The sequence below is a fragment of the Ruegeria sp. CDSB113 genome (genome assembly GCF_059611045.1).
In genome coordinates this window covers 63,518-75,687 of record NZ_JBXWOU010000006.1, presented here as the reverse complement: position 1 = coordinate 75,687, position 12,170 = coordinate 63,518, and the positions used below count along the sequence as shown (strand labels likewise).

The 12,170-nt window shown below is 54.1% G+C and carries 12 protein-coding genes; 9 read left to right on the top strand and 3 right to left on the bottom strand.

Annotated features, from left to right (window positions below):
* Positions 1–404 precede the first annotated feature (404 nt).
* The 4 genes from AC2FIS_RS12580 to kynU all read left to right on the top strand — a co-directional run bounded on the left by AC2FIS_RS12580 (position 405) and on the right by kynU (position 4,269).
* A complete protein-coding gene (locus tag AC2FIS_RS12580; RefSeq protein ID WP_496773670.1) occupies positions 405–647 on the top strand; it encodes a glycine zipper 2TM domain-containing protein in 243 nt (80 codons plus the stop codon).
* Positions 648–935: 288 nt separating this feature from the next.
* Positions 936–1,487: a transposase gene (locus AC2FIS_RS12575; RefSeq protein WP_496773668.1), complete on the top strand. Its 552-nt coding sequence runs from the start codon at positions 936–938 to the stop codon at positions 1,485–1,487.
* A gap of 121 nt (positions 1,488–1,608) precedes the next feature.
* The gene (locus tag AC2FIS_RS12570) at positions 1,609–3,045 is read left to right on the top strand and encodes an NAD-dependent succinate-semialdehyde dehydrogenase (protein WP_496773667.1); all 1,437 of its coding nucleotides are present in this window, start codon (positions 1,609–1,611) and stop codon (positions 3,043–3,045) included.
* Positions 3,046–3,072: 27 nt separating this feature from the next.
* Positions 3,073–4,269 (top strand): kynureninase, encoded by a 1,197-nt coding sequence (gene kynU / locus AC2FIS_RS12565; protein WP_496773666.1) that lies wholly within the window; start codon positions 3,073–3,075, stop codon positions 4,267–4,269.
* Positions 4,270–4,412: 143 nt separating this feature from the next.
* Here the strand turns inward: kynU and AC2FIS_RS12560 are convergent, their stop codons facing one another.
* Positions 4,413–5,357 (bottom strand): LysR substrate-binding domain-containing protein, encoded by a 945-nt coding sequence (locus AC2FIS_RS12560; RefSeq protein ID WP_496773665.1) that lies wholly within the window; start codon positions 5,355–5,357, stop codon positions 4,413–4,415.
* Between the two features lie 8 nt (positions 5,358–5,365).
* Positions 5,366–6,145: an aspartate dehydrogenase gene (locus AC2FIS_RS12555; protein ID WP_496773664.1), complete on the bottom strand. Its 780-nt coding sequence runs from the start codon at positions 6,143–6,145 to the stop codon at positions 5,366–5,368.
* A gap of 156 nt (positions 6,146–6,301) precedes the next feature.
* Here AC2FIS_RS12555 and AC2FIS_RS12550 point away from each other — a divergent pair, with 156 nt between their 5' ends.
* Genes AC2FIS_RS12550 through AC2FIS_RS12530 form a run of 5 tightly spaced genes read left to right on the top strand, consistent with a single transcriptional unit; the run spans position 6,302 to position 9,057 of the window.
* Positions 6,302–7,255, top strand: a complete 954-nt coding sequence (locus AC2FIS_RS12550; protein ID WP_496773663.1) for a dihydrodipicolinate synthase family protein — start codon at positions 6,302–6,304, stop codon at positions 7,253–7,255.
* Between the two features lie 28 nt (positions 7,256–7,283).
* A complete protein-coding gene (locus AC2FIS_RS12545) occupies positions 7,284–7,676 on the top strand; it encodes an EamA family transporter (protein WP_496773662.1) in 393 nt (130 codons plus the stop codon).
* 15 nt (positions 7,677–7,691) lie between these two features.
* Positions 7,692–8,633: a Rossmann-fold NAD(P)-binding domain-containing protein gene (locus AC2FIS_RS12540; protein WP_496773661.1), complete on the top strand. Its 942-nt coding sequence runs from the start codon at positions 7,692–7,694 to the stop codon at positions 8,631–8,633.
* Positions 8,634–8,678: 45 nt separating this feature from the next.
* Positions 8,679–8,813 (top strand): hypothetical protein, encoded by a 135-nt coding sequence (locus AC2FIS_RS12535; RefSeq protein WP_496773660.1) that lies wholly within the window; start codon positions 8,679–8,681, stop codon positions 8,811–8,813.
* Entirely contained in the window at positions 8,791–9,057 is a 267-nt protein-coding gene (locus AC2FIS_RS12530; RefSeq protein WP_496773659.1) for a hypothetical protein, read from the top strand. The genes AC2FIS_RS12535 and AC2FIS_RS12530 overlap by 23 nt, the downstream gene beginning before the upstream one ends.
* A 433-nt stretch (positions 9,058–9,490) precedes the next feature.
* Here the strand turns inward: AC2FIS_RS12530 and AC2FIS_RS12525 are convergent, their stop codons facing one another.
* A complete protein-coding gene (locus AC2FIS_RS12525) occupies positions 9,491–12,025 on the bottom strand; it encodes a cation:proton antiporter (RefSeq protein ID WP_496773658.1) in 2,535 nt (844 codons plus the stop codon).
* Positions 12,026–12,170 lie beyond the last annotated feature (145 nt).

Genomic DNA, 12,170 nt, shown 5'->3' with positions numbered 1-12,170 from the left:
AACGTCTGCTTAAATGACGCTGCGATGCTGCGGTGCAAACAGTATTGAATGTCTGCACTGGGCCGTTCGCGCTTGGGCACCGTATCAGAGAGCGCGAGTTGCTGCACCGCATCCGGGGTCTGCTGCGAGCCCAGAGTCACCGATGCCGCACTTTGATCCTTTGCCCATGCAGAAAGCCCAAAGCGACGGAATTCGGAGGTTGGAATTGCTGACCATGACGGTCACGTGTGTGGGTTAAGCTGTGGTTCACACCAGGGCAGCAAAACGGCATTTCTCAGCCTGAGAAACATCCCAATTAGGCGGTTTTGTGCGCCTGGACTCTCGATGGGTTGGAGAGAGGTTCAGCAGGTCCTACATGTCCGGAAGCAAGATGCCATAACATTCGAGAACGTGAGGAAGCCGACATGAAGAAAACAACAGTAGCTTGCCTGCTTGGTGGCATATTGCTTCTAGCGGCATGTGGAGCCCCGACAACGCAAACTCAAGCTCAGATACAAAACGACGCTCGCTGTGCCGCTGGTGTTCTGGGAGGTGCGGCCGTCGGTGGCATCTTAGGCAACCAGATTGGTTCAGGCACGGGCAAGACCCTTGCAACGGCAGCTGGTGCTGGACTTGGGATGTATGCGGGCCAATCGGCTTGTAATTGACTAACGGAACAAACCGCAACGAGAGAGGCCGGCAGGAAGGCTGGCCATTAGCCTTGCTCCTACGAAGTCGCGTGCTGAATCGCGGCGTCAGAGCTTCAAATGAAAATCCGCTCAGTGTCCGGCGTGCTGTCTCACGAAGAACCTTTCCTGCCGTTGCCGCAAACTTGTGTGCTGAGAATGCAATTGGCAGCTTTGGTTGGACGGTATCCGTCCGGTTTCGCCGCTCTGACGGCTGATGGAGTGTGCTGATAGTGTCCACCATAGATAGTGGACATCATAGGGCACTCTATGGCTGGCAAGAAGGGGCAAAAGAAGCGGTATTGGTCGGTTGACGAGAAGAGTTCGACCTGCGCGCAAACGCCGGCGGCGGGCGTATCGGTTGCGCAGGTGGCGCGTCGTTATTCGATGAACACCAATCTGATCCACAAATGGCTTCGTGATCCTAGGTTTGCGCCTGAAGAAGAGACCGGTGAGGTGCTAGATGCCACTGAGGTGGAGTTTGTGCCTGTGGAGATTGCGGATGCCATGCCTTTGCCGTCGCATTGCGCTACTCTGGTTTCCGCCCCAGCATTGACCGCGCTGGTCGGGACGATAGGCGGTTCTGAGCCCAACCTTGTCACTGTGATTATTCTCTGCGCGCATCGAGGCTGGAACGGTCAATTCACATGGAGCGGACTTAACATCCTTTCGCTGCGCGTTCTTCAAATGACTGGTTACGGTAGTTTCAAGGACGGCTTTTTAGGTGCAGCCATGGCCAGTGGGTCTTTTTGGCGAAACATTACTAATCAAGGTCAAGCATCGCAGCCTCAAACTCCTTACTCAGCGCTGCGGCCAATTTGACTCACTTGCATCCAACAATTCGATATAAACATTTATGATATCAGTATTTGTTCAATTCGGTTGTGGATATGTCTCGACCAAACGAAACTTGGTTATGTCAAAAGGCATTAACGAGGTGGCAATGAGCAACTACGCGGATCTAAAACTGTTTATCGGCGGCGAATGGCGAGATACGCCTGAGCATATTGCTGTTGTTAACCCAGCCACTGAAGAAGAGCTTGGGTGCCTACCACGCGCGCGAGTTTCGGATTTGAAAGACGCATTGAGTGCCGCCGAAGCCGGATTGGAGATTTGGCGGAGAACATCGCCTCGCACACGCGCTGACATCATTCTTCGCGCCGCCGGGATCATGCGTGCAAATCAGGAAGAAATCGCGCAGTCGATTACAGCCGAACATGGTAAACCGCTGGCACAGGCCCGGCTGGAAGTCATCCGAGGTGCCGAATTCTTTGAATGGGACGCAGGCGAAGCCATGCGGGTTTATGGGAGGGTCATCCCATCGGCGCCCGGCACCAAAATTTCAGTCCACCACCACCCTATCGGCGTGGTCGCGGCATTTTCTCCCTGGAATTTTCCGATGAGCCAGCCGGCCCGCAAAATTGCAGGTGCTCTGGCCTCTGGTTGTTCTATTATTCTGAAGGCCGCCGAAGAAACCCCTGCCGGGGCTATCCACATTGTTCGCGCCTTTGAAGAAGCAGGCCTGCCAGCGGGTGTCTTGAACTTGGTCTTTGGTATTCCGTCGGAAATCTCGGAATTTCTGATCCCGCAACCTGCGGTGCGTTTGGTTGCTTTGACCGGATCAACGACAGTGGGCAGGCATCTGACAAGTCTTGCCGCAAAACATGACACGCGTGTTTTGATGGAACTGGGCGGCCACGCGCCTGTCATCGTTTGTGAAGACGTAGATGTTCAGAAAGCAGCGATCAGCGGCGCTGTGCGCAAGATGCGCAACGCGGGACAAGTCTGTACCTCGCCTACGCGGTTCTTTGTGCATGAAAGTATCTTTGATGAATTTGCCGAAGCATTCGCAAAACGGGCGGCGCAAACCGTAGTTGGCAATGGCGTTGACGCTGGTGTCGAAATGGGCCCAACGGCCAATGAGCGCCGGATTCCTGTCCTTTCGGCGCTGGTTGAGGACGCAATTTCTAAGGGAGCGCAACTGCGTACGGGTGGCAAACGGCACGGCGACAAGGGGTATTTCTTTGAACCAACGGTTCTGACCAATGTGCCAAACACGGCGCAAATAATGCAAGAAGAGCCTTTTGGCCCAATCGCCATTATCAACCCTGTCAGGAATCTGGATGATGCTATCGCACAAGCCAACTCCGTTCCATACGGGCTTGCCGGTTACGGCTTTACCAATCGTGCCGATTATATCGACCGGATGATTGATGAGGTTGAAGTGGGCAATTTCTCCATAAACACGCTGGAAGCCTCTTTGCCAGAAACGCCCTTTGGTGGCGTCAAATCCAGCGGCTACGGGCGCGAAGGCGGTACTGAAGGGCTAGAGAGCTATTTGACGATCAAAAACGTATGGTACGCAACCAACGGCACCTGAATCCCCTCACATAAATGTAGAGACCCAATGACCGACTTTAACAAGACCCGTTCGATGTTCGATATCCCAGACGGGATGACCTATCTGAATGGCAACTCGCTTGGCCCAATGCCAAAGGCCGCTCCAGAGGCGATGGATCGCTTTCTGAAAGATGAATGGCGCACAGAAATCATCAAAGGCTGGAACACCAAGGGTTGGTTCATGCAGACCAATACCTTGGGGGACCGCGTTGGGAAGTTGATCGGCGCGCCGGCAGGTACCACGGTGGTGGGTGACACATTGTCGATCAAGGTTTTTCAAGCGGTATCTGCCGGATTGGCCCTAGTCCCTGATCGCAGGGTAATCTTGTCGGATAACGGGAATTTCCCAACCGACCTTTACATGGTCGAAGGCCTGATGAAACTTAAAGATGACGGGTACGAGCTTCGCATCCCCGATCCCGAAATGGTTTTGGACAGCATCACCGAAGAGGTGGCGGTGGTCATGGTTACCGAAGTGGATTACCGGACCGGGCGCAAACACGACATGAAAGCAATCATCGAAAAGGCGCATAAGTGTGGTGCTGTGGTGGTCTGGGATCTTGCGCACTCGGCAGGTGCAATCCCCGTGGACGTTGGCGGGTTGGATACTGATTTTGCAGTCGGCTGCACGTATAAATACTTCAACGGCGGTCCCGGCGCTCCGGCATTCATCCATGTCGCCCAGCGGTTGATGGATGTTGTCGAACCCTCCCTGTCAGGTTGGTACGCCCATGAAGCGCCCTTTGCCTTTGACACAGATTTTCGCCCCATGCCCGGCGCGATAGAACGTATGCGGATCGGGACACCTTCCATTGCTTCATTTGCAATCCTTGAGGTCGCACTGGACATCTGGGACCATGTCGACATGAACGACTTGCATAAACGGTCCATTGAGCTGAGCAATTTGTTCATCAAAGAAGTAGAAGCGCGTTGCGAAGGTGTCACCTATGCCGGGATCCGGGACCCGCAGGCACGTGGCAGCCATGTTTCTTTCCGGTTTGAACACGGTTACGCTTGTATGCAGGCACTCATTGCTGAAAAAGTCATCGGCGACTTCCGTGCGCCAAATGTCATGCGTTTTGGGATCACGCCGCTGTTCATCGGCGAGGCGGACATCCACAAGGCCGTCGACACGATGGAAGCCGTTATCAAGAACGAAACATGGCGTGAAGATCGTTTTCAGGCACGTGGGTTAGTGACCTGAAACGAAAATAACGCTGTCCGGAAAACTGAATGCCCTGCCAAATCTGGCAGGGCATTTCAAGTCTCTTTGTACTGCTGAGTAGTTGTACTGCTGAGTAGTTTTAAATGGCCTGAACATATATGATACCACTAGAGTATTTGTCTCTACAGTGCTTTGGCTGCCTGTCGTAGCGCCCGAACAAACGCGCGACTGGCAGGGGACATGCTCTCGTCGCTTCGAAACGATACTCCAACGGGCCCTTCCCCAAAGGGAACATTCCAAGCCAACGGTTTCAACACCCCGCTCGCAATATCATCGGACACAACATGCGCAGGCATGAGGCTGATCAGATCACATGATTGCAGCAAAGAACGGTTGGCAAGATATGAAACGGATTCAACATATTGGGGTGGCGTGTACTGCGTCTGACTTACAAAGAACTGATCTATCTGTCGGCGCAATGTTGTCTCTAGTGGGGGCAAAATCCAACTGAAGGACTTGATCTGTTCAAAGGTGACCGATGGTGCGTCAGCCAAAGGATGTTGATTGCCCACAACACCTTGGATGTATTCATCATATAACTTTTCTTGAATAATCTTGTCCCTGAAACGATGGGACGGCAGGCGCCCCACAACCAAATCAATCTCACCGGACAACAGGGCTGGCATCAAAGTTTCATTGGTGCCTTCGACAACCTTGATTGCGACTTTTGGTCGATCCTTCAAAAGGATTTCGATCGCTGCTGGTAATAGATTGGGGGATGCGGCCAGTAGGGTTCCGATGACCACGCGACCACTACTGCCCTCATTCAGATCATCCAGTTCTTGAGCAGCACTGGAGACCTGTGCAAAGATCAGTTTACCATGGCGAATTAGCGTGTCACCAAAGACGGTTGGAATCGCGCCGCGATTGGTGCGTTGAAACAGTTTAACCTCGAAATCAAGTTCTAGGTCCTGAATCATCTTGGTAGCTGCAGGCTGCGACACACCCAATTCAAGCGCTGCATTTTGAATGTTACCGTGCCGCCCGACGGCGATCAGCAGCCGAAGTTGCCGCAGTTTCAGGCGGGTTAGAGCACGATCAACAATGCGGGTGTGATTGGCGACCATATCAGGCCCTATAGTCTGATGGGGTTAGCAAGCTGTTCCAGCTTACTGACCACACTCATAGCGGCCAGCGCGGAACTACGCGGATTGTCTGGAAGGGATTTGCCGCGGATCTGGAACTGAAAGCTGCCAAAGTCACCGTTTGCCTGAATTTCATGTATGTTTTCTGGAATGTCTGCATCCACGATGAGTCTTACATTGGTCTTGTCAAAGCCCACGCCAGCCAGCGCCACTGCGGCAGCAACATTAGCGTTCTTAGGGTAACTGATCGCTGCTTCCCGCGCGTTCCCTTCAAAATGAACGGCAGCCCCTTTGGTCAGGGCTGCAAGGTCAACCACCTGTTCTGCGGGTGATCCCGCCCAACCCGCGGGGGGCTTTCGCCCTACATAAGTAACGTTCTCCAATTGCCCTGTTCGTGCCGCTTGAAGACAATCCAAAGCTCCAATCGCGCCGCTCGCAAGGTGAAGCTTTGCGTTGCCTTGCACTGCAGCACGTCGCAATTCATCATGCAGGTTCTGATCTGCCAATGCGCCTAAAGAGACTGTGATCAAGTCAATACCGCGCCGCAATATGTCTGCACCGTTCGCCGCCAGGGCGGTGTGTCCGGCACAGTCGATCATAATATCAATACCCTCAGGCAATTCTCCTACTGAGAAGATGTATTGCTCTTCCTGATACTCGGATGCGTGCTTGGGTCGCATCAATACAGCGCTTAGGGCATGATCGGATGATGCAATATGCTCCCTTACATGGCGCGCAATCGCTCCGTCGCCGATAAGTCCAACTCTCATTGCCACCTCCGCTGTGTTGATGCAAGTTATCAGTAACTCAATCAAAACTGCTATATGCTTTTTCGATATCCAGTTTAGGTGATTGAATTGGCCAGCACCTCAATTTGCGCGCAGAAAAGGCGATGAATACAACCATTTTTACACAAGGCTCACGCTATGAAATATTCCAAGTTTGGCGCTAAGGAGTACGCCCGCGAAAACATGCGTGGAATTTGGGCCGCAGCCCTGAACCCATTTCACTTAGATGGTTCGTTCAATGAAGCTGGGCTGCGCAGTAACATCCGCCACTGGATTGACGATCTGGAAATTCAGGGCTTGTTCATAGCCGGCAAGCAAGGCGAGTTCTTTTCAATGAGCCTTGAAGAACGCAAACGCAATATGACTGTTGCCGTAGAAGAATGTGGCGACAAAGCCGGAACTATCATGTCGATCTCGGATCAGAACGTAAACACTGTGCTTGAATTGGGACGGCATGCTCAAGACTGCGGCGCAGATTATGTCGTTGTGCACGCACCGGTGCTAAGCTTTTGCAGCGATCGTGATGAGGTTCTTTTTAACTACTACAAGTACCTATGTGACCGCCTGGATATCGGCATTGCAATGTGGAGCCATCCCGACAGTGGCTACTTGATGGAACCGGAAACCTGCGCGCGCATCGCTGAGCTTCCGAACATAATGGCGATCAAATATTCGGTGCCCCGTGAGATGTATGTGCGCCTAAGCCGAATGATTGGCGACAAGATCCACGTTTCAACATCTGCCGAGCCTGAATGGCTGGATAACATCGAAGAGCTGAACTGGAAGCTCTACCTCTGCTCATCCCCGCCCTATCAGTTGCAAACGAAGAACGACATGCGAATGCACGAATACACTCAACTGGCATTTCAAGGCAAATTTACCGAAGCGCGCAAGGTGCGCGATAGCCTAAATCCGGTGCGAGAGGCCATAAGCCGTACAAAACCAGGTGGCAAACCCACGGCCCACGGCAAGTACTGGCAAGAGCTTTTGGGTCAAGTCGGTGGCTCTGTTCGCCATCCGATGCTCGACTTGAGCGACGCTGAAAAAGCCGCCACGCAGGCTGCGTTCGAAGGCTGTGGCCTGAAGCCATGACACTACGCACGGACCGGACACGGCGCTAATGCCGGGTGAAGTCCTCGCGTTGTTGTCGGCATTCTTTTACAGTGCTGCCAGCGTCGCGATCGTACGCGGCAATAGCACCAAATGCCGTGACAATGGCGTCTTTTTGCCAGTGCTTCTGACGGTGGTGATGAGTGGCCTAATCTGGGTGTTCTACGGGCATGCAGGGGCAGAGCAGGTCAAAACGCTTGAGGGCCGCTGGGGGCTAATGATCTTTGCCTTTGCGGGGATTTTTTCCACAATCTTTAGCCGTATCTGCCTGTATCGTACGACCGAATTGCTTGGAGCTGTAAGGGCAAGCCTTCTCAGGCGTTTGACCCCTGTCTTCGCAGTACTATTTGCCTTTGTCACTTTCGGAAGCGTCCCTGAATGGCGCGACATTCTTGGCGGTTGAATTGTGTTAGCCGGAGTGTTGCTGTATTTTGGACCTTTACGCCAATTGTCTACAGCCGCGCCACTGGGCTATCTGGTGGCAATAGCGTCTGCTGCTTTTTATGCCTTGGCGTATTGCCTGCGAAGCTTGGGATTGGAAGACATTCCAGACCCCGCACTGGGAACATTCGTCGGCGCGATGGCAGGGCTTGCATGGTTTATGGCTAAGTGGTTGTTTCCAAAACGGGCTGCGAAAGTCGCCACTGCGATCTCTGTCGATGCGCGTTCATTGGGCATTCAGAATGCCGAGATTTGCACAGTCAGCGGCGAAATTTCATTGTGGACCCTACTTCCCCAACGTTGGCGGCGCAGCAAATGTCCCCTATGCCGCGTTTATCGCTCTATGGAGTTCCGGAAAAGAGATGGTGCAAAGCGACATTTAAAACTTGTGGTCGGCGGCACGGGTTTCCTCGGGGGAGCCATTGTTGACGCATTTGTTGAGAATGGACTTCGGGTCGCCGTGCTTTCGAGAGGTGCTACCACGCGAACACTTTCGGATCGTGTCGAAGTCCTAAAAGCTAGTCGCCATGGCAGCTTGAGCGCGCTTGAGGGACGCCATTTCGATTGGGTCTTTGACACCTGCGCATTCGCGCCGGACGCCGTGTCAACTTTTCTGGACGCACTGGAAAATGAGCTTGAGCGATACGTTCTCGCTTCATCTCTTTCGGCGTATGGTTGTTATGACAAGCCCGGCCTGATTGAAGCCGCTTACGTACCAGACGCGACCCGAGATGATTTTGAACGGGCGGACGCCGTGCCACTTGAAAACCGTGGGTCAGCTGCTGCCTACGGACCATCGTATGACCCGTTGAAACGCGCTTGCGAAATCGTTGCCGAACAGAAACAAGGAGACAGAACAACTGCGTTGCGGATAGGGCTAATCGTTGGCGCAGGAGACTTTCCCGACAGACTTACCTGATGGGTTCGTCGAATTGATGATGCCGGGCGCTCAAAATGTCCAACAGTGGTTGCACTGCTGCCAACGGACCGCCCCGTTCAAGTGCTTGATGTGCGTGACGCCGCAAAATTCGCAGTGCTCTGTGCCGAAGACGACCTTGGCGGCATCTGGAATGTGAATGACGATGCAGGATATTCTTAACGAGATCCATGGAACCACTGCATCGGCGGGTGAAATTCGCTGGGTTTCTGCCGGTGTTTTCTTGGATGCAGGTACCGAGCCTTGGACAGAACTGCCTCTTATGGCGCCCGACGCCCCAGCTTTCCGCCAATTTCTCGAAGTGGATGCCAGCCGCGCGCGAAACGCAGGTCTCAAAGCCCGTCCTCTGCGGGAAACTCTTGAACTACTCTTAAAATGGGATTGGGCAAGGCGTGACAAGGCCTGATTTGCAGACTTAGCAACGGGCAAGTGAATGAAGTAACATAAGCTGTGGCCTCGAAATCGCGGCGACATCGACTGTAATGCAGCGATGAGCGTGCCGCACCTGCGCGTCGATGCTGCACCAGCAAACACCCAGAGGGGCAACGATGGCAAAGCCCCGCAAAGCCGATCTTGGAGCAAGCCGCAACGAATAGTCGCATCGGTCCGGATTTGTCACAGATCGCGTACGCAGCCGTCTAGTACAGCAGCACTTTTTGACTAACGCTCCAAAAACGGGAGGTCGGAAACTGGGGCGATTGTCCGAGATGTTGAGGGAAGTGACGGTTTTTCGAGTGACCAAACCTTTGATAGGAATCGACATTCAACAAAACAGGACCCGACTGGTGTCCGTGAAACACCACTGTTGATTTCGCGGCCCCTTTCCAATTGAGAATCTCTCAAGATTTGGTCCCTTTTTCAGGGGATCCCTCTGCCTCATCCAGATCCAACACCGCAGGGTCGATCATGCGCTTGTCGGCGCTCATCTTGACAGAGTTTCGCATGGCCTTGCTTCGCCGCAGCAAGCGCCGGAAACTTGCCTCGTCGAGCATAAGCAGCGTCGACGGTGCCAATGCCCGCACGTTTACGCGACGGGGCCGTTTCAATAACATGGCCAATTGCCCGAACATTTCACCACGGCCCAGCCGCGAGGTGTGCCGGCCGAGTTCCACTTCAACCGCTCCGGAAGCAATGAAGAATACACTCTGGGCGAAATCGTCTTTGGAAATGATGGTATCACCCGCGTTGGCATATCGGGTACGCAGCGCCCGGCTGAGTTTCCTGAGCGAAGACTTGTCGAGATCGGAAAATAGCGGGAACTGCCTGACCAGATCCCGTCCTTTAAGAGTGATGTCCAACTTCGGACGTCCTTCAGAAAACGTACGTCGCGTCGCGACTTCCTGCATCAACACAGAATAAAGTTCTTCGCCCACAAGGCCGTCTTCGCGCATGACCGCATATTCACGTTCTTCAAGGCGCAGCGCGGTTCGCTGGATGAATCGTCTCTCCAACTTTTCGGCGTAGCCGGGAAATTGCAGTCGCAGACCATCAAGCGCCGTCTCAACCGCCTCGGATCGACGCGCCAACACTTCATCCAGCAATTCCGCAACCCGGCGACCGTGGATCCGACGGATGCGGCCGCGGACGAACCCATCGAGGTCCTGCAGGATCAGACGTTGCATGAGCAATCTTTCGAACCTATCCGTTGTGATGCGCGTGAGCGGGAACGAAATTCGAAGCCGGTTGTGCAAAAACACGGCGATCCGAAAAGATCTGCCATAAACGACCGACCGATTTGATGCGCGCTGATAGCCGATCCGCCCGCCAGTCCGCGCGCCTTCAATGAGCCGATCCGCATCGGACAAAATCTTCTCACTCAGAACCGATGACATGGTGCGTTCTCGCATCCTGGCCAATACAGAGTCCCGCTCTGCACCGGCCAGCGCAATAAGACCAAGCGTGACCCGGTCACGATCCAGGATCTGCGCACTGTCTTCGGCGGCCTTTACGGCCTCGTCCAGGCGTTCACTAAACTGTTTGGCTTCGTTCCTGACGATATCGTGCGTCAGGTTATAGTTTTCTGCTGTGCGGGACACGTCCTCGCGAACCGATTGCAAGGCGACGGCGACCACCTGACGCGACAGGGCGGAATCAAGCGGAGAAAGCCTGTCGAGCCCCAGTTTTGTGATCACCATGCGCAAGGTTGTACCCTGAACAATCAGTGTAAACAGCGTAAAGCCAGTGGCCAGAATGCCGACCAGGCGCTTGGTCTCGAGCGGGATATGCGTACTTTCGGTGACTGCCAGCGCCAGCGCCAGCGTCACGGCACCACGCAGCCCACCCCACAGTATTGCGGTGCGATAGGGGCGTTCGACAGCGGGCGACAGACCGATTGCCGTAAGCAATGGCAGCAGCCCGAACAGAATTGCCGCCCGCGCGAACATGGCGGCCAGAACCACTACAACCAGCAGGCCAAAGTCGGACGGCCGCACCTCTTCCAGCAATCGTGGGATCAGCAAGGCTGCAAGAATAAAGATCAGCGCACCTGCCCAATGTGCCAGAAGATCCCAAACTTCTTGCAGATTTGTCCAGGCGACCGGTGACAAACGACCGGGGCCTGTGAGGTTGAGCGTAAGACCTGCAGCCACCACCGCAATGACGCCCGAAGCCCCGACGCTTTGCTCTGCAACGATATAGGCGAGGTAAGGCAGCGCGATGGAAATTGAAATCTGCGCCATTTCCCAGCGATCTACAAAAGCCATTAGCCAGACCGCCATGCGCCCCATGAGCCAACCGGTGAGTGCTCCGCCTACAATCAACAGCGGAAACTGCCCCACGGCTTCACTTAGCAATGGATCGGGTCTTCCGAGCATGACAAAGCTCATGAATAGCCCGAAAAGAGCAACCGCAGCAGCATCGTTAAGAAGGCTTTCACCCTCAATTATTCGCGACAGTCTGCGCGGTGCCGAAATCGACCGGAAAATGCTGACAACTGCCGAGGGATCAGTTGTCGACACAATCGCGCCGATCAACAGGCAGGCGGCCAGCGGCAGCGCACTTGCCCAACTCAGCGCATAGCCAATGGAGAGGGTCGCGACAATCACTGCCACAACGGCCATCATCAGGATGGGCATCCAGTCATCCAGCATCCTGCGCAGGTTCATGCCGAGTGTTGCCTGAAAGAGCAGCGTGGGCAGGAAGACATAGAGGAAGACGTCCGACCGGATCGGCAGATCGATAATTGCCTGCGCCCCCGGGTTCAGCGCATCGGTCAGGTCTGTGTCGAGAAAGAACGTCGCGCCAAGCCCGATCACTATCCCCAAGACGGCGAGGATAACACTGTAGGGCAGGCGCATTCGCGCGGCCAGCGGTTCCGCCACGCCGATTACAACAAAAAGAGAAGTGATGATGGTCGTAATGACGACGATATCCATAGTTACGTATTACCTGAGAACTCGAGTAAGTGGAATCCACTCTTAAAGCCGGATCGACCACGTGGAATCAATGTATGAACTTTCGCTCATCCAGTCTGCGCAATTGCAGCAAATGTCAGGAAGAGGGGCCGCAATGCGACACCAG